The organism is Modestobacter marinus, assembly GCF_019799945.1.
GTDB classification, from domain to species: domain Bacteria; phylum Actinomycetota; class Actinomycetes; order Mycobacteriales; family Geodermatophilaceae; genus Modestobacter; species Modestobacter marinus_B.
In genome coordinates this window covers 81,867-99,598 of the sequence record NZ_JABGCH010000014.1, presented here as the reverse complement: position 1 = coordinate 99,598, position 17,732 = coordinate 81,867, and the positions used below count along the sequence as shown (strand labels likewise).

The window sequence follows — 17,732 nt, the reverse complement described above, 5'->3', positions numbered from 1 at the left end:
TCAGCGCAGCGCGTACCGGGTGAAGAGGACGCCGTCCTCCTCCAGCACCTGGCGGAGCGCGGCGCCGGCCGGCGCCGGGAGCCCGGCCGGCAGGAGCCCCGGCCCGCCGACCAGCAGCGGGGCGATCGACAGGTCCAGCTCGTCGACCACGCCGGCGGCGAGGGCGGCCCGGAACAGCGCGGGGCCGCCCTCGCAGACCACCTGCTCGAGCCCGCGGGCGGCGAGCTGGTCGAGCGCGGCGGGCAGGTCGACGTCGTCGTCCCCGCAGACCAGCACGTCGACCCCGGCGGCGCTCAGCGACGCCCGGCGATCGGGATCGGCGGCGGCGCAGGTGACCAGCAGCGTCGGTGCGACGGCGCCGGTGACCAGCTGGTCGTCCGGGCGGAGCGACGCGCGCCGGGAGACGACGGCGATCGGCGCCACCGGCGCGCGGCCCAGCTCGGCGCGCAGCCGGCCGACGGGGGAGTCCGCGAACACCGGCCGGTACCCCTCGGCCGCGGCCGTGCCCGCACCCACCAGGACGACGTCGGACAGCGCGCGCAGCACCCGGAACACCCGCCGGTCACCCGCCGAGCCGAGCCCGCCGCTGCGGCCCCCGACGGCGATCACGCCGTCGAGCGCCGCGACGAAGTCGACCCGCAGGTGCCGGCCCGGCGGCAGCCGGTAGGCCTCGGCGAGGCCGTCGTCGTCGAGCGCGCCGGGGTCGGGCAACAACCGCCGCACGATCAGCGGGTGGTGACGACGGCGGCGCTCTCCGCGGGGACGTGCACGACCGTCCCGTCCAGCTGGGGGGCGTCCCCGGTGCTGAACAGCACGCCGGTGGCGGCGACGTCGAGCTGCACCTCGCGCTCCTGGTCGGACAGGTTCGCGAGCACCCGCAGCGAGCCGCGGTCGACGACGAGCCACCGCTCCTCGTCGTCCCAGCTGACCGCCATCTGGGTGAGGTCGGCGTCGACCAGCTCCGGGTGCTGCTTGCGCAGCGCGAGCAGCGCCCGGTGCACGGACAGCAGGTGCGCGTGCGGCTCCTTGCCCACCTCCGACCAGTCCAGCTTCGAGCGGGTGAAGGTCTCCGGGTCCTGCGGGTCGGGGACGACGGCGGCGTCCCAGCCGTGCTCGGCGAACTCCCCGATCCGGCCCTCGGCGGTGGCCTTGCCCAGCTCCGGCTCCGGGTGGCTGGTGAAGAACTGCCAGGGCGTCGAGGCGCCCCACTCCTCGCCCATGAAGAGCATCGGCGTGAAGGGGCTGGTCAGCACCACCGTCGCGCCGACGGCGAGCAACCCGGGGGAGAGGGAGGCGGAGATCCGGTCACCGACGGCCCGGTTGCCGATCTGGTCGTGGTCCTGCAGGTAGGCGAGGAACTTCCAGCCCGGCAGCGCGTTCGTGTCCACCGGCCGGCCGTGGTGGCGGCGCCGGAAGCTCGACCACGCGCCGTCGTGGAAGTACGCGCCGACCATCGTCTTGGCCACCCCGCCGAGGCCCGCGGCGTGGAAGTCGGAGTAGTAGCCCTGGCCCTCGCCGGTGAGCTGGGTGTGCAGGGCGTGGTGGAAGTCGTCGCTCCACTGCGCGTCCAGCCCCTTGCCGCCGGCCACCCGCGGGGTGACCAGCGAGGGGTCGTTGAGGTCGCTCTCGGCGATGAGCGTCAGCGGGCGGCCCTCGGCGACCGAGAGGCGCTCCACCTCCACGGCCATCTCCTCCAGCACGTGGGTGGCGCGCTCGTCGACCAGGGCGTGCACCGCGTCCAGCCGGAGGCCGTCGACGTGCATGTCCCGCAGCCACATCAGCGCGTTGTCGATGATGTAGCGGCGGACCTCGTCGGAGTCGGGGCCCGAGAGGTTGACCGAGTTGCCCCAGGTGTTGGCCCCGCCCTCGCTGAAGACCGGGAAGAACAGCGGCAGGTAGTTGCCCGACGGGCCGAGGTGGTTGTAGACGACGTCCTGGATCACGGCCAGGCCGCGCTGGTGGCAGGCGTCGACGAACCGCTGGTAGGCGGCCGGGCCGCCGTAGCTCTCCTGGACGGCGTACCAGGCGACGCCGTCGTAGCCCCAGTTGTGGGTGCCGTTGAACCCGTTGACCGGCAGCAGCTCGACGAAGTCGACGCCGAGGTCGACCAGGTGGTCCAGCCGGTCGATCGCCGACTCCAGGGTGCCCTCGGGCGTGAACGTGCCGACGTGCAGCTCGTAGACGACACCGCCGGCGAGCCGGCGGCCGGTCCAGGCGCGGTCCCCCCAGGTGTACGCCGCGGGGTCGAAGCGCCGGGACAGCCCGTGCACGCCGTCGGGCTGCCGGCGCGAGCGCGGGTCGGGGCGGGGGGTCTCGTCGTCGTCGAGCAGGAAGCCGTAGTCGGCCTCCGGGGACGCCGGGACCGTGGCCCGCCAGAAGCCGGCGTCGTCCCGCCGCATGTCGTGCACCTCGCCGTCGATCTGCAGGCGGACCCGCTCGGGCACGGGCGCCCAGACGGAGAACTCGACGGGCTCGGACATGCGGGGGCCTCCTGGAACGGGTCGGGCGGGCGGCGCGGGAGATCATGCCCGCGTCCCGGCGGACCAACCCTCGGTGTGCCCAGGCCCACCGGACGGCGGCCGGGGCGGATGCCCCGGCCGCCCTCGGCGTGTCAGACCGAGATGACCTGACCGACGAAGATCCGGTTCGGGTCGCTGATCGTGCTGCCGTTCTGGTTGTGCAGCTCGCGCCAGCTAACGCCATGGGCTGCGGCGATCTTCGCCAGGGTGTCGCCGGGCTGCACCGTGTAGGTGCCCCCGGACGACGACGAGGCGGCGGCCGCCGGTGCCGGAGCCGCCGGTGCGGGCGCCGCGGCCGCGGCCGTGGACCCGCCGGTGAGGTACCGGCCGCAGTGCGGCCAGGCGCCGATGCCCTGGCCGTCGAGGACGGCCTCGGCGATGGCGACCTGCTGGTCCGGGCTGGCCAGGTCGGCCCGCGACGCGTACTGCCCGCCGCCGTAGGCCAGCCACGTGGACGAGCTGAACTGCAGCCCGCCGTAGTAGCCGTTGCCGGTGTTGATGTGCCAGTTGCCACTGGACTCGCACTTCGCGACGCCGGTCCAGTCGTGCTCGGCGGCCTGCGCGGGGGAGACCCCCAGGGCGAGGGCGGTACCGAGCGCGGCGGTGCCGACGACGCCCGCGCGGAGCAGACGGCGGCGGGCAGGGGTGAGCTGGACGTGCTGGGACATGCGGGATCCTCCGATCACCGCCGGCGAGGTGAGCTGTCGGGTTCGGGCGATCGGTGCCCGGCCGCGTGCCGCGGCTTCACCCCGAGACGCGCTCCTGGTTTCGGGCGCGCCGGATGTGGGTCCCCCACCCCCGTCCGGGAGGTTCGACGTCAGGCGGCCGGTGGACGGGGTTGGGCGGTCCGGCGCCTCGCAGCCCGGCCAGGGTGCCCGGATGCGCGGGGAACGCTAAGCGGAACCGCGCGGTCTCGCCGAACGAGACTGGCGCGTCCTGTCGGCGTGTCGCTGACAGGCCGAGCCGGTCGCTGCGTACAGCGACCGGCCCGGGACGTCACGTGTCAGAACGTCGACCCCGCGGCCCTTCCGGCAGGAGGGCCCTTCCTCAGTCGCGGACGAGCAGCGCGACCGGCAGCTGGGTGAGCAGCTCGCTCAGCTGGACGCCGCCGGCGGCGGAGACGACCCGGGTACCGGTCAGCAGGTCGCGCCACGCCCCGGTGGGCAGGGTGATGGCGGTGTCCGCCCACCCGCTCCCGGCCAGCTGCACCGGCCGCCGGGTCGCCACCGTCACGACGCCGCCGCGGTCGAAGGCCACGACGGAGTCGGCGGCGGTGCCGGTGGCCGCCACCGGGGTGTACCCGGCGAAGGCCTCCGGGTGGTCCCGGCGGTGCCGCAGCGTGCGCGACACGACCAGCAGCTTGGCCGCACCGGTCTCGTCGACCGGCGGCACCCAGCCGCCGTCGAGCCGGGCCAGCAGCTCGCGCCGCTGCGCGTAGTCGACCGGACGGCGGTTGTCCGGGTCGACCAGCGAGAAGTCCCACAGCTCGGTGCCCTGGTAGACGTCCGGGACGCCGGGCATCGTGAGCTGCAGCAGCTTCTGGCTCAGCGCGTTGCTGTACCCGAACGGCGCGATGCGGGCGACGAGGTCCTCGATCGCGCCGTGCGTCGCCTCGTCGTCGAACGCGGCGTCGACCAGCGCGTGCAGCTGCTCCTCGAACTCCTGCACCGGGTTCGTCCAGGTGGTCGAGGTGCCCGCCTCGCGGGCGGCCTTCTCCACGTAGGCGTGCGCGCGGTCCCGGGACAGCGGCCAGGCGCCGACCAGGTTCTGCCACACCAGGTGCGCCAGGGAGCGGTCGGCCAGCGGGTGCCGGTCGAGCAGCTGGCGCACCAGCTCAGCCCACTCGGTGGGGATCTCGGCCAGCACCGCCAGCCGGGCCCGGACGTCCTCGCTGCGCTTGGTGTCGTGCGTGGACAGCGTCGTCATCGAGGCCGGACGGCGCTCGACCCGCCGCTGCTGCGCCTCGTGGAACTCGGTGACCGTCGTCCCGAACCGGGCCGGGTCCCCGCCCACCTCGTTGAGCGCGACGAACCGGGCCCACCGGTAGTAGGCGCTGTCCTCGACGCCCTTGGCCATGACCGGGCCGGAGGTCTGCTCGAACCGGGTGGCCAGCTCGGTGCCGGCCTGCCCCAGCAGCGGGTGCAGGGCGTCGACCGCAGCGGTGAGGTCCGGCCGGCGCTGCTTGACCGCGTGGACCGTCTCGTCGAGGTGCACGCGCCCGTCGGGCAGGTAGCTGCGGTACACCGGGAAGCTCGCCAGCAGCTCGGCCAGCCCCTCGCGCACCTCGGCCGCCGGGACTGCGGCATGGCCCACCCCCCCGAGCTCGCCGACGATCCGCTGCAGCCGGGCGACCTCCGAGCCCAGCATCCCGTCGGTGACCTCGCGCTTGCAGTCGTGCACCAGCTGCGCGTAGTCGACGGGCGCGCCGGTCAGCTCGGTGTCCAGCGCGGTGATCGCCGTCTCGCCGGCCGGGTCGACCAGGACGTCGTCTACCTCGGCGAGCGCGTCGTAGCCCGTCGTCCCCGCGGTCCGCCAGCTGTCCGGCAGCTCCTCGCCGGGCTCGAGGATCTTCTCGACCACGGTCCACCGGTCGCCGGTGACCTCGGCCAGCCGGTCCAGGTAGCGCTTCGGGTCGGCGAGGCCGTCGGGGTGGTCGATGCGCAGCGCGTCGACCGAGCCGCCGTCGACCAGCTCCACGATCTTCCGGTGGGTGGCGTCGAAGACCTCGGGGTCCTCCACCCGCAGTCCGGCGAGCGTGTTGATCGCGAAGAACCGGCGGTAGTTGAGCTCGTCGTCGGCACGCCGCCAGTCGACCAGCTCGTAGTGCTGCCGGGCGTGCACCGCGACCGGGTCGTCGCCGGCCTCGGCGGTGCCCGGCGCCACCGGGAACCGGTTGCCGTAGTAGTGCAGCTCCGGCTCGCCGTCCACCTCGGCCAGCTCCAGCTTCGCGAGGTCCTCGTCGCTGCCGAGCACGGGGAGGCGCACGCGGCCGCCGCCGAAGTCCCAGTCGATGTCGAACGCGGCCGCGTGCGCGCTGTCCCGGCCGTGCCGGAGCACGTCCCACCACCACGGCGACTCGGCCGCGTCGCTGACGCCCATGTGGTTGGGCACCAGGTCCAGCACGAGCCCGAGGCCGTGTTCGTGCAGGGCGGAGACGAAGCGGTCGAACCCCGCCTGGCCGCCGCGCGACTCGTCGATGTGCGCGTGGTCGGTGGTGTCGTACCCGTGGGTGCTGCCCTCGGCCGAGCGCAGCAGCGGCGAGGAGTAGGCGTGGGTCACGCCGAGGTCGGCGAGGTAGCCGGCCACGGCCGCCGCGTCGTCGAGGGTGAAGTCGGCGGTCACCTGCAGCCGGTAGGTGCCCGCGGGCACCTCCCGGCTGCGGTGACCGTCCGTGGACGGTGTGCTCATGCGGCGGCCTGGAGCACGACCATGGCCCGGGCGTGCAGGGTGAGCGTGTCGCCCGCCTTGACCGTGACGGGCTCCACCTCACCCAGCTCGGCGGTGTCCACGATCACGGTCCAGCTCTGGGCGTACTCGTCGCTGGGCAGGGTGAAGTCGATCGGCTCGTTCGAGGCGTTGAAGGCCAGGTAGAAGCAGTCGTCGGTGACCAGCTCGCCGCGCTCGTCCATCTCCCTGATGCCGTGGCCGTTGAGGTACATGGCCAGCGACTTGGCGTACCCGGCGTCCCAGTCCTCGTCGGACATCAGCTCACCGGCCGCGGTCAGCCAGGCGATGTCCTGCACCGGGTCGCCCTCTTCCCGGCGGACCGGGCGGCCGTGGAAGAAGCGGCGACGGCGGAACGTCGGGTGGTCGGTGCGCAGCTTGGTGACGAGCTTGGTGAACTCGAGCAGCCCCTCGTCGACCGAGTCCCAGTCGATCCAGGTCAGCTCGGAGTCCTGGCAGTAGCCGTTGTTGTTGCCGTTCTGGGTCCGGCCGAGCTCGTCGCCGTGCAGCAGCATCGGCACGCCCTGGGACAGCATCAGCGTGGCGATGAAGTTCCGCCGCTGCCGGGCCCGGAGGGTGAGCACGTCCTTCTTCTTCGTCCTGCCTTCGACGCCGCAGTTCCAGCTGCGGTTGTGGCTCTCGCCGTCGTTGTTGCCCTCGCCGTTGGCCTCGTTGTGCTTCTCGTTGTAGGAGACCAGGTCGTTGAGGGTGAACCCGTCGTGCGCGGTGACGAAGTTGATGCTCGCCACCGGCCGGCGGCCGGAGTGCTGGTAGAGGTCGGCGGAGCCGGTGACCCGGCTGGCGAACTCACCGATGGTGGCGTCCTCGCCGCGCCAGAAGTCGCGGACGGTGTCGCGGTACTTGCCGTTCCACTCGGTCCACAGCGCCGGGAAGTTGCCCACCTGGTAGCCGCCCTCGCCGATGTCCCACGGCTCGGCGATCAGCTTGACCTGGCTGACGATCGGGTCCTGGTGGACCAGGTCGAAGAACGCCGACAGCCGGTCGACCTCGTGGAACTGGCGAGCCAGCGTGGAGGCCAGGTCGAAGCGGAAGCCGTCGACGTGCATCTCGGTGACCCAGTAGCGCAGCGAGTCCATGATCAGCTGCAGCGACTGCGGGGTGCGGACGTTCAGCGAGTTCCCGGTGCCGGTGGTGTCCATGTAGTACTGCTCGTCGCCCTCGACCAGCCGGTAGTACGCCCGGTTGTCGATGCCCCGGAACGACAAGGTGGGGCCCATGTGGTTGCCCTCGGCGGTGTGGTTGTAGACCACGTCGAGGATCACCTCGATGCCCGCCTCGTGCAGGGCGCGCACCATGCCCTTGAACTCCTGGACCTGCTGCCCGTCGGTGTTCTGCGCGTACTCGTTGTGCGGGGCGAAGAAGCCGATCGTGTTGTAGCCCCAGTAGTTGCGGAGGCCCTTCTGCAGCAGGGTGTCGTCCTGCACGAACTGGTGCACCGGCATGAGCTCGATCGCGGTGACCCCGAGGCTCTGCAGGTGCTCGATGATCGCCGGGTGCGCGACGCCGGCGTACGTGCCGCGCAGCTGCTCGGGGATCCGCGGGTGGGTCATGGTCAGGCCCTTGACGTGGGCCTCGTAGATGACGGTCCGCTGGTACGGCGTCTTCGGCGGGCGGTCGACGCCCCAGTCGAAGAAGGGGTTGATGACGACGGACTTCGGCATGTGCACCGCGGAGTCCAGGTCGTTCCGCTTACCGGAGTTGAAGTGGTAGCCGAAGCAGGCCTCGTCCCAGTCGATCTGGCCGTCGATCGCCTTGGCGTACGGGTCGAGCAGCAACTTGTTGGGGTTGCAGCGCTGTCCCTGGCTCGGGTCGTTGGGGCCGTGCACGCGGTAGCCGTACCGCTGGCCGGGCTGGATGCCGGGCAGGAACGCGTGCCAGACGAAGGCGTCCCGCTCGGGGAGCCGGATGCGCTCCTCCTTGCCGTCGGCATCGAAGAGACACAGCTCGACCTTCTCGGCGACCTCGCTGTAGATGGCGAAGTTGGTTCCGGTGCCGTCGTAGGTGGCGCCGAGGGGATAGTCGTTGCCGGGCCACACCTGGGTGGTCATGGAGAGGTCGTCCTCCTGGACTGAGCGCCCCGTTCCGGGGCACGTACGGCACGTCGCTGGTGCGGGGGAGTTGAACAGGCGTCCGCGGTCGGATGCCCGGATCGTGGCTGTCGCACACCTGTCATGACCTGCGCCACAGCGGGCGACATGGACGGGGCGGCCATGATCATCGGCATGGCCGGGCGGCGGAGTGCCCGCGCGGGGTGCGGCGGGCGGCCCGCGGCGACGATGCGCGCGGGGGCCGACGACGGCGGCGGCGAGACCGCCCAGAACGGTACCCGGCACGGCCGGGAGCCGGTGCTGGGCAGGAGGCGCAGTCCGGTCCGCCGCTGACCCCGTCCGGCTGCCCGGGTGGCACTGGCGGCGGCCGGAGCTGCGCGTTCCTACCGGCGGCGAGGCTAGGGGTGCGCGCGGTCGGGGACAAGACCACCGGTGCGTTCGCTCCGGCGTGTCGCCCCAGTCGTCCCCTCGAGGCGCACGAGGCGTCACGTGCACCGCCGGGCGAGGAGGTCGCGGGAGCCGTTCTGTCGTCCCCCCGTCGTACCGTCGTCCCGTGCGCGCATCCACCGACATCCGGCCCACGCGGGGCCGGTTCCGGGTCGTCAGCGAGTTCGAGCCCTCCGGTGACCAGCCGGCGGCCATCAAGGCGCTGGCCGAGCGGGTCAACGCCGGCGAGACCGACACCGTGCTGCTCGGTGCCACCGGCACCGGGAAGTCGGCCACCACCGCCTGGCTCGTCGAGCAGGTGCAGCGGCCCACGCTGGTCATGGCGCCGAACAAGACCCTCGCCGCGCAGCTGGCCAACGAGTTCCGTGAGCTGCTGCCCGACGCCGCGGTGGAGTACTTCGTCTCCTACTACGACTACTACCAGCCCGAGGCCTACGTCCCGCAGACCGACACGTACATCGAGAAGGACTCCTCGATCAACGAGGAGGTGGAGCGGCTGCGGCACTCGGCGACCAACAGCCTGCTCACCCGCCGCGACGTCATCGTGGTCTCGACCGTGTCCTGCATCTACGGCCTCGGCACCCCGGAGGAGTACGTCGAGCGGGCGCTGAAGATCAAGGTGGGGGAGGAACGCGACCGCGACGACCTGCTGCGCACCCTGGTCACCGAGCAGTACACCCGCAACGACCTGTCCTTCACCCGGGGCACCTTCCGGGTCCGCGGCGACACCATCGAGGTCTTCCCGGTCTACGAGGAGCTCGCCTGCCGGATCGAGATGTTCGGCGACGAGGTGGAGCGGCTGTACTACCTGCACCCGCTCACCGGTGAGGTCGTCCGCGAGGTGGAGGAGCTGTTCGTCTTCCCGGCCACCCACTACGTCGCCGGCCCGGAGCGGATGGAACGGGCGATCCGCACCATCGAGGCGGAGCTGGAGCAGCGGCTGGCCGAGCTGGAGAAGCAGGGGAAGCTGCTGGAGGCCCAGCGGCTGCGCATGCGCACCACCTACGACATCGAGATGATGCGGCAGGTCGGCTTCTGCTCGGGGATCGAGAACTACTCCCGGCACATCGACGGGCGCGCGCCCGGCAGCGCCGGCGCCTGCCTCATCGACTACTTCCCGGACGACTTCCTGCTGGTCATCGACGAGTCGCACGTCACCGTGCCGCAGATCGGCGGCATGTACGAGGGCGACATGAGCCGCAAGCGCACCCTCGTGGAGCACGGCTTCCGGCTGCCCTCGGCGATGGACAACCGTCCGCTGCGCTGGGAGGAGTTCACCGACCGGATCCACCAGACCGTCTACCTGTCGGCCACCCCGGGCTCCTACGAGCTGGGCAAGGTCCAGGGGGACGTCGTCGAGCAGGTGATCCGCCCGACCGGCCTGGTCGACCCCGAGGTCGTGGTGAAGCCGACCAAGGGCCAGATCGACGACCTGGTGCACGAGATCCGGGTACGCACCGAGAAGAACGAGCGGGTGCTGGTCACCACGCTGACCAAGAAGATGGCCGAGGACCTCACCGACTACCTGCTGGAGCTCGGCATCAAGGTGCGGTACCTGCACTCCGAGGTCGACACCCTGCGCCGGGTGGAGCTGCTGCGGGAGCTCCGCCAGGGCGAGTACGACGTGCTGGTCGGGATCAACCTGCTGCGCGAGGGGCTCGACCTGCCCGAGGTGTCGCTGGTCGCCATCCTCGACGCGGACAAGGAGGGGTTCCTGCGCTCGGGCACCTCCCTGATCCAGACGATCGGCCGCGCGGCGCGCAACGTCTCCGGCGAGGTGCACATGTACGCCGACAAGATCACCCCGTCGATGGCGCAGGCGATCGAGGAGACCAACCGGCGGCGTGAGAAGCAGGTCGCCTACAACCTGGAGCACGGCATCGACCCGCAGCCGCTGCGGAAGAAGATCGTCGACATCCTCGACGGGATCTACAAGGCCGCCGAGGACGCCGAGGCGTCCACCGAGCTGATCGGCGGCTCCGGGCGCCAGCAGTCCCGCGGGAAGTCGCCGGTGCCGGGGCTGTCGTCGAGGAGGGCGGGCAAGGCCGGCTCGATCGACGTCCAGGGGCTCCCGCGCAACGAGCTGGCCGACATGATCGCGACGATGAACGAGCAGATGCTCGCCGCCGCCCGGGAGCTGCAGTTCGAGGTCGCCGCCCGGCTGCGCGACGAGCTCAACGAGCTGAAGAAGGAGCTGCGCCAGCTCGACGCCGCACACGCCTGAACACCGCCCTCGCGCCCGCCGCTCGCACGTTCTCCGCGGGCGGCAGGGGGCTGGCGGGCTCTCCGCTGACCGAAGGGCACGATCGCGTGGTGGCGGTCGAGAGCCCGGGTTGGTACGGCGTGCGGTGCCTCTTCGCCCACGGGATCACCGACGACGGGCAGTCCTACGAAGAGCGAGAGACCTCAGCACACCGGCACCGAGCTCCAGCAGACGGGCGAGTGAGCTGCTGTTGTGCGCTGGTGGTCGCTTCCGCGGTATGGAGGCGACGATCAGCGCACAACGGAGGAGGAGCGCGGTGCAGCGCGAGGAGCTGGTGGCCTACTGCCTGGCCAAGGCGGGGGCGGAGGAGACCTACCCCTGGGGTGAGGCCGAGCTGGTGGCCAAGGTGGGCGGCAAGGCGTTCGCCTTCATCGGGCTGGACGGCGGCACGGTCGGGCTGAAGTGCGGCCGGGACGCTGCCGAGGCGGCCGAGTGGCGCGAGCGCTACCCGGGTGCCGTGACCGTCAGTGCCTACGTCGGGCGGTACGGCTGGAACTCCGTCGACTGGACCGGCCCGGTGCCCGACGACGAGGTCCGCGAGCTGGTGGACGGCTCGTACGACGCGGTGGTCGCCGCGCTGCCGAAGAGCCGCCGGCCGCCCACCGGCTGAGGCCCCGGCCGCCGGGAACACGGGAGGGGTCCCGCGCGTTACCCCCTCGAACCGACCCGGTGCGGCATCGCTGACGCCTGTGCCCGGGACGGGGGTGGAGGGGAGTATCCCCACGCGGCAACGTCGTCAGTACGAGGTCCCATGACCTCCGGCGCTGCCGGTCGGCCATCGACGGCCGACGGGAGAGACCTCCGGAGCTGACACTCGCCAGCACACCGGAGGAAATCCTTGGACGTCCCCTTCTGGATCTGGGCGATCACCATCGCCGCGGTCCTCGGCATGCTCGTGTTCGACTTCGTCGGGCACGTACGCACCCCGCACGCACCCTCGCTCCGCGAGGCAGCCACCTGGTCGGCGGTCTACGTCGGCATCGCGATCGTCTTCGGCCTGCTCGTCTTCTGGTTCGGCGGAGCGCAGCCCGGTGGTGAGTACTTCGCCGGCTACATCACCGAGAAGAGCCTGTCGGTCGACAACCTCTTCGTCTTCGTGCTGATCATGGCCAGCTTCGGCGTGCCGCGGATCGCCCAGCAGAAAGTGCTGCTGTTCGGCATCACCTTCGCCCTGGTGCTGCGGACCATCTTCATCGCCGTCGGCGCCGCCGCGATCGAGAACTTCAGCTGGGTCTTCTGGATCTTCGGCGGCATCCTGATCTGGACCGCGATCGTGCAGGCCCGCAGCGGCGGCCACGGTGGCGACGAGGAGTACCAGGAGAACGCTGTCCTCCGGCTCGTGCGCCGCGTCCTGCCCACCACCGAGGAGCACCACGGCGACCGGATGACGGTGAAGCTGCAGGGCAAGCGGTACATCACCCCGCTGGCCATCGCACTGATCGCCATCGGCACCGCGGACATCATCTTCGCCGTCGACTCGATCCCGGCCATCTTCGGCCTGACCCAGGACACCTACCTGGTCTTCGCGGCGAACGCGTTCTCGCTGCTCGGTCTCCGGCAGCTGTTCTTCCTCATCGACGGGCTGCTCGACCGGCTGGTCTACCTGGCCTACGGCCTCGCGGTGATCCTCGCCTTCATCGGCGCCAAGCTCCTCATCCACGCCATGCACACCAACGAGCTGTCCTGGCTCAACGGCGGCGAGCACATCACCGTCATCCCGGAGATCCCGACCTGGCTGTCCCTGACGGTCATCATCGTGACCCTGCTGGTCACCACCGTCGCGAGCCTGCGCCACGACCGCCGGGTGCGGGAGCGCCGGCGGACCCGGGACGCCGCGGCGGCCGGGCTCGGCACCGCCGCCGTCACCGGCGAGGCAGCGCCCGTGGACGGCGAGGCGGTGCGGCTGGACGGCGAGGCGGTGCCTGTGGACGGCGACGCGGCGCCGGTGGACGGCGAGGACCGTCTCGCGCACGCGGGGGACGGCGCCCTGCGCAGCGGTTCGTCCGCGCGTCGCGACTGACCCTCGCTCAGCCGCTCCGGGGCCGGGGACGATCGACCGTCGTCCCCGGTCCCGCCCGGTCCCGCCCGTCCGGTCCGCCGGTCCTGGACCGCCGCGGGGTGGGGCGGCGGCGCGACCGACCGCGGCACACGGCCCTTCCGCGAACTCTGTGGGGTGGCTGTAGTTTGATGCCGGGTCTCAGAGTCGGCGGTGGTCGGCGGGACCCGTAGGTGGAGGGGAGTATCCCCACGCGGCGGTGTCGTCATCACGAGGTCCCATGACCTCCGGCGCCGTCGGTCGCCGGCTGGTGTCGGCGGCGGGAGAGACCTCCGGCACTGACGACTGCCAGTCCCCGGAGGAAGCTGCATGACCGCACCCGTACCCGTCCCCGAGCCGCTGCGGCGCCTGATGGCGACCCCCCTGCGGAACGGACGGTGCGTCTGATGGAGCTCCCGGTCTGGTTCGAGATCGCGACGTTCGTGGGGCTGACCGTCCTGCTGCTCGCCGACCTCGCCATCGTCGCCCGCCGTCCGCACGAGCCCTCCGTCAAGGAGGCAGGCCTCTGGGTCTCGTTCTACGTGGGCCTGGCCCTGCTCTTCGGTCTGGTCGTCCTCGCGGTGACCAACGGGCGGTACGCCACGGAGTTCTACGCGGGCTGGCTGACCGAGTACTCCCTCTCGGTCGACAACCTCTTCGTCTTCGTGATCATCATGGCCCGCTTCCAGGTGCCGAGGAAGCTCCAGCAAGAGGCGCTGATGATCGGGATCATCATCGCCCTCGTGCTGCGCGGCATCTTCATCCTGCTCGGCGCCGTGGTCATCGAGCGGTTCGTCTGGGTCTTCTACATCTTCGGTGTCTTCCTCATCTACACCGCGATCAACCTCGTCCGGCACCGGGGCGACGACGAGGACTACGAGGAGAACGCGTTCATCCGCCGCATGCGCCGGGTCCTGCCGATGTCGAAGGACTACCACGGCGCGAAGATCCGGGTGACCGAGGACGGCAAGAAGCTGTGGACGCCGATGATCGTGGTGATCCTGGCCCTCGGCACCACCGACCTGATCTTCGCGCTCGACAGCATCCCGGCGATCTTCGGGTTGACCCGCGAGCCGTTCATCGTGTTCACCGCGAACGTCTTCGCGCTGATGGGTCTGCGGCAGCTGTACTTCCTGCTCGGCGGCCTGCTCAAGCGGCTCGTCTACCTGTCCCTCGGCCTGGCCGTCATCCTGGCGTTCATCGGCGTCAAGCTGATCCTCGAGGCGGTGCACGAGAACCAGCTGCCGTTCGCCGGCGACCGCGAGCCGATCGAGAGCGTCCCCCACATCCCGATCTGGCTGTCGCTGTCGATCATCCTGGGTGTCCTGCTGATCGCCACGGTGGCCAGCCTGCTCAAGACCCGCGGCGAGGAGCCGGACGAGGACGTCCCCGCCGAGGTCGAGCAGGGTGGGTCGCCCGTCTCCACGGAGACCACAGGGCGTCCCGCGCCCGCTCCGGAGACGGCCGAGGAGACCCGCCGCAGCTGACCGGTCCCCGGGTGCGCCGTCCGCGGCGCACCCGGGGTCGGGGTCAGCGGGGCGGGAGCGTGCCCGGCTCGACGACGGCGCCGCCGGCCGCCACCAGCACGCCGTCCTTCCAGACCTCCCGGACCCGCCCGGGCAGCCCGGACAGGTCGCCCGCGTCGCCCTCCAGCACGACGAGGTCCGCCCGCTTGCCGCGCTCGAGGCTGCCCAGCTCGGCGTCGACGCCCATCAACTGCGCGGCCGAGAGCGTCGTGGCGTGCCAGACCTGCTCCGGGGTCATCCCGCAGTCGGCCATGAGCTGCAGCTCGCCCAGGTTGTCGCCGTGCGGGCCGACGCCGCTGTCGGTGCCCATCGCGATCTTCACGCCCGCCTCCACCGCGCGGGTGACCGAGGCGTCGTGCACCGCCTGCACGGTGCGGGCCTTCTCGATCACCCTCGCCGGGAGCGAGGCGCCGGCCGCCACGGCGGTGAGCACCGCCCGCGGCGCGGCGAGGGTGGGCACCAGCCACGTGCCGGCCTCCAGCATCAGCTCGATCGCCTCGTCGTCGAGGAAGATGCCGTGCTCGATCGACCGGATGCCGGCCCGCACCGCCGCCTTGATGCCCTCCGCGCCCTGCGCGTGCGCCATCACCGCCACGCCCGCCGCCTCGGCCTCCTCGACCAGCGCGTCCAGCTCGGCCGGCCGGAAGTGGGGGTGCCGCGGGTCGTCCCGGGCCGAGAGGACGCCGCCGCTGGTGGCGACCTTGAGCACGTCGGCCCCCGCGCGCAGCAGCTCGCGGACGGTGCGGCGCATCGCGTCGGCGCCGTCTACCACCGTGGCCGGGCGCCCCGGGTGCGGGCCCATCAGCGGCACCTCGGCGCCGCAGACGTGCCAGCCGTCGCCGTGCCCGCCGGTCTGGGACAGCATGCTGATCGCGATCTGCATCCGCGGCCCGGCGATCAGCCCGTTCCGCACCGCCTCGGCCACGCCGAGGTCGGCGCCGCCCGCGTCGCGCACCGAGGTGATGCCCAGCGCCACGGTGCGCCGCAGGTTGTGGGCCGCCTCGTAGAAGCCGTAGCTGAACGGCGTCTGCAGCACCCGCAGCATGTCGACGCCGCTGAGCATGACGTGCACGTGGCAGTCGAACAGGCCCGGCAGCAGCGTGGCGCCGGCGCAGTCGACCACCTCGTCGCCGTCCAGCCCCGGGCCGACCGCGACGATGCGGCCGTCCTCGACGGCGACGTCCGCGGGCGCCGCCGGGCTGCCCGTGCCGTCGAAGACCTGTCCACCGGAGAACACGCGTCTCGTCATGCGCGCACCCTAGGACCTCACCCGTTAGCGGTGCTCATCATCTGGGCCGTGCCGGGCCTGGGCTAGCGTGCCCGTCATGCGGCCGACCGACCTCTCCCTGCTGCGCGTTCCCGGCGTCCCCGCGGTGTCGCCGGACGGGCAGGCCGCCGTCGTCGCCGTCACCCGGCTGGACCTGGACGCCGACGAGTACCGCAGCCGGCTGTGGACGGTGCCCACCGACGGCTCCACGCCGCCCCGGCCGCTGACCCAGGGGCACCGCGACTCCGCGCCGGTGTTCTCCCCGGACGGGCGGTGGCTGGCCTACCTCTCCGCGGAGCCCAAGGGTCGGCCGCAGCTGCACGTGCTGCCGGTCGGCGGCGGCACCGCCCGGGCGCTGACCGACCACCACCTCGGCGCGGGGGCGCCGGTCTGGTCGCCGGACTCCCGGCGGCTGGCCTACGTCGCGCGGGTGCCCGAGCCCGGCCGGTACGGCACCGAGGAGGAGGTCGGCGCCGGCGGCGAGGCGCCGCGGCTGATCACCACGCTGAAGTACCGCGCCGACGACCTCGGGTTCACCAACGACCGGCGCAGCCACGTGTTCGTCCTCGACCTGCCCGGGGACGACGACGGCGCCCCGCTGCCCGAGCCGTTCCAGGTCACCGACGGCGACGCCGACGACCAGGACGTCGCCTGGAGCCCGGACGGCACGGAGCTGGCGTTCGTCTCCGCCCGGCACGAGAGCGCCGACCGTGACCTCGTCGCCGACGTCTACGCCGTCCGGCCGGACGGGACCGGTCTGCGCCGGGTCACCGAGTCGCGGGCCGGCTGCTCCCGGCCGGCGTTCGACCCGGACGACCTGTCCGGCAGCACGATCTACGTCACCGCCGTCCCGGACCTGGGCGAGAGCGGCCGGGACTTCGTCGCCCGCCAGGCCACCCTGTGCCGGGTGTCCGCGGCCGGAGGCCCGCTGGAGGTGCTGCTCGACCCCGAGGAGCACCAGCGCGGCGACGAGACCCCCACGACGGTCATCGCCGACGGCGCGGCCTTCCTCGGCGTCGAGCGCCGCGGGTCGGTCGAGCTGCTGCGCGTGCCGCTGCGCGGCGGGCAGCCGGAGGCGCTGGTCGACGGGCCGTACACCGTGCGCGGGGTCGGGATCGGAGGGGGCGTCGTCGTAGCGACCGTGGCGCACGACCGCTCCGCCGGTGAGCTGATCGCCATCACCCCGGGACGCCGACGGCTGATCAGCGGGTTCGGCGCGCCGCTGCAGCGCACCGGCCGGCTGCACCGGATGCGCGAGCGGACCGCCACCGCGCCGGACGGCTACCCGGTGCACGGCTGGGTGACCACCCCGCCCGGCCCCGGTCCGCACCCGGTGCTGCTCACCGTGCACGGCGGCCCCTTCTCCCAGTACGGCTGGACGCTGTTCGACGAGACCCAGGCCTACGTCGAGGCCGGCTACGCGGTGGTGCAGTGCAACCCGCGCGGGTCGTCGGGGTACGGCCAGGCGCACGGCCGGGCGGTCCAGCAGCGGATGGGCACGGTGGACGCCGACGACGTCGTGGCCTTCCTCGACGCCGCGCTGGAGGACCCGGCGCTGGACGCGGGCCGGGTGGGCGTCATGGGCGGCTCGTACGGCGGCTTCATGACCACGCTGCTGCTCGGGCGCACCGACCGGTTCGTCGCCGGGATCAGCGAGCGCGCGTTCAACGACCCGGTGAGCTTCGTGGGGTCCTCGGACATCGGGTTCTTCTTCGCCGACGAGTACGTGGGCACCGACCCGGCCGGCATCGCCGCGCAGTCGCCGCTGGCGCACTCCTACAAGATCAGGACGCCCACGCTGGTGATCCACTCCGAGGAGGACTGGCGCTGCCCGCTGGAGCAGGGCACCCGGCTCTACGTCGAGCTGAAGCGCCGCGGCGTGCCCACCGAGCTGCTGCTGTTCCCCGGCGAGGGGCACGAGCTGTCCCGGTCGGGGCGGCCGAAGCACCGGCTGGCCCGGCTGGAGCACGTGCTGCGCTGGTGGGCCCGCTGGCTGCCCACGGCGCAGAACGCCGCGGGGCTGGCCGAGCTCACGGCCGCGGGCGGCCGGGGCGCGGGCGAGGCGGAGCCGGTGGACGTGGCGGTGGACGGCGAGGCCACCGGACGGCGGTCCGACACGATCGCCGTCCCAGCCACCCGGCTGCGGTGACCGCTGCCGCGCT

At 72.5% G+C, this 17,732-nt stretch carries 12 protein-coding genes and 1 riboswitch; of the genes, 6 read left to right on the top strand and 6 right to left on the bottom strand.

Annotated features, from left to right (window positions below; genetic code table 11):
* The 5 genes from HK417_RS13275 to glgX all read right to left on the bottom strand — a co-directional run bounded on the left by HK417_RS13275 (nt 1) and on the right by glgX (nt 8,032).
* Entirely contained in the window at nt 1-723 is a 723-nt protein-coding gene (locus tag HK417_RS13275; RefSeq protein ID WP_222267178.1) for a dihydrofolate reductase family protein, read from the bottom strand.
* Nucleotides 724-725: 2 nt separating this feature from the next.
* A complete protein-coding gene (treZ, locus tag HK417_RS13270) occupies nt 726-2,480 on the bottom strand; it encodes a malto-oligosyltrehalose trehalohydrolase (protein WP_222267176.1) in 1,755 nt (584 codons plus the stop codon).
* A 131-nt stretch (nt 2,481-2,611) separates the two neighbouring features.
* Nucleotides 2,612-3,187, bottom strand: a complete 576-nt coding sequence (locus HK417_RS26155; protein ID WP_222267174.1) for a transglycosylase family protein — start codon at nt 3,185-3,187, stop codon at nt 2,612-2,614.
* Between the two features lie 3 nt (nt 3,188-3,190).
* A riboswitch (cyclic di-AMP (ydaO/yuaA leader) is annotated at nt 3,191-3,346 on the bottom strand.
* 220 nt (nt 3,347-3,566) lie between these two features.
* Nucleotides 3,567-5,927 carry a malto-oligosyltrehalose synthase gene (gene treY / locus HK417_RS13260; RefSeq protein ID WP_222267172.1) on the bottom strand — a complete coding sequence of 787 codons (2,361 nt, stop codon included), beginning with the start codon at nt 5,925-5,927 and terminating at the stop codon, nt 3,567-3,569.
* A complete protein-coding gene (gene glgX / locus HK417_RS13255; RefSeq protein ID WP_222267171.1) occupies nt 5,924-8,032 on the bottom strand; it encodes a glycogen debranching protein GlgX in 2,109 nt (702 codons plus the stop codon). The genes treY and glgX overlap by 4 nt, the downstream gene beginning before the upstream one ends.
* A gap of 123 nt (nt 8,033-8,155) precedes the next feature.
* Here glgX and HK417_RS13250 point away from each other — a divergent pair, with 123 nt between their 5' ends.
* The 5 genes from HK417_RS13250 (at nt 8,156) to HK417_RS13230 (ending at nt 14,264) form a co-directional block, all read left to right on the top strand.
* Entirely contained in the window at nt 8,156-8,365 is a 210-nt protein-coding gene (locus HK417_RS13250; protein ID WP_222267169.1) for a hypothetical protein, read from the top strand.
* Nucleotides 8,366-8,585: 220 nt separating this feature from the next.
* Nucleotides 8,586-10,703, top strand: coding sequence for an excinuclease ABC subunit UvrB (gene uvrB / locus HK417_RS13245; protein ID WP_222267167.1), 2,118 nt, complete (start codon nt 8,586-8,588; stop codon nt 10,701-10,703).
* Between the two features lie 295 nt (nt 10,704-10,998).
* Nucleotides 10,999-11,352 (top strand): MmcQ/YjbR family DNA-binding protein, encoded by a 354-nt coding sequence (locus tag HK417_RS13240; RefSeq protein ID WP_222267165.1) that lies wholly within the window; start codon nt 10,999-11,001, stop codon nt 11,350-11,352.
* Nucleotides 11,353-11,580: 228 nt separating this feature from the next.
* Nucleotides 11,581-12,762 carry a TerC family protein gene (locus HK417_RS13235; protein WP_261326586.1) on the top strand — a complete coding sequence of 394 codons (1,182 nt, stop codon included), beginning with the start codon at nt 11,581-11,583 and terminating at the stop codon, nt 12,760-12,762.
* Between the two features lie 422 nt (nt 12,763-13,184).
* Nucleotides 13,185-14,264: a TerC family protein gene (locus HK417_RS13230; RefSeq protein WP_222267163.1), complete on the top strand. Its 1,080-nt coding sequence runs from the start codon at nt 13,185-13,187 to the stop codon at nt 14,262-14,264.
* Between the two features lie 43 nt (nt 14,265-14,307).
* Here the strand turns inward: HK417_RS13230 and HK417_RS13225 are convergent, their stop codons facing one another.
* Nucleotides 14,308-15,552: a metal-dependent hydrolase family protein gene (locus HK417_RS13225; protein ID WP_222267161.1), complete on the bottom strand. Its 1,245-nt coding sequence runs from the start codon at nt 15,550-15,552 to the stop codon at nt 14,308-14,310.
* Nucleotides 15,553-15,628: 76 nt separating this feature from the next.
* On the opposite strand from HK417_RS13225, the gene HK417_RS13220 reads away from it, so the two are divergent.
* Nucleotides 15,629-17,719 carry a S9 family peptidase gene (locus HK417_RS13220; protein WP_222267159.1) on the top strand — a complete coding sequence of 697 codons (2,091 nt, stop codon included), beginning with the start codon at nt 15,629-15,631 and terminating at the stop codon, nt 17,717-17,719.
* The last annotated feature ends 13 nt before the right edge of the window (nt 17,720-17,732 follow it).

Bases quoted from the DNA above. Each gene is read 5' to 3' on its own strand.
- HK417_RS26155 (WP_222267174.1), bottom strand. From the start codon at position 3,187: ATGTCCCAGCACGTCCAGCTCACCCCTGCCCGCCGCCGTCTGCTCCGC.
- HK417_RS13230 (WP_222267163.1), top strand. From the start codon at position 13,185: ATGGAGCTCCCGGTCTGGTTCGAGATCGCGACGTTCGTGGGGCTGACC.
- treZ (WP_222267176.1), bottom strand. From the start codon at position 2,480: ATGTCCGAGCCCGTCGAGTTCTCCGTCTGGGCGCCCGTGCCCGAGCGG.
- treY (WP_222267172.1), bottom strand. From the start codon at position 5,927: ATGAGCACACCGTCCACGGACGGTCACCGCAGCCGGGAGGTGCCCGCG.
- HK417_RS13250 (WP_222267169.1), top strand. From the start codon at position 8,156: ATGACCTGCGCCACAGCGGGCGACATGGACGGGGCGGCCATGATCATC.
- HK417_RS13225 (WP_222267161.1), bottom strand. From the start codon at position 15,552: ATGACGAGACGCGTGTTCTCCGGTGGACAGGTCTTCGACGGCACGGGC.
- glgX (WP_222267171.1), bottom strand. From the start codon at position 8,032: ATGACCACCCAGGTGTGGCCCGGCAACGACTATCCCCTCGGCGCCACC.
- HK417_RS13220 (WP_222267159.1), top strand. From the start codon at position 15,629: ATGCGGCCGACCGACCTCTCCCTGCTGCGCGTTCCCGGCGTCCCCGCG.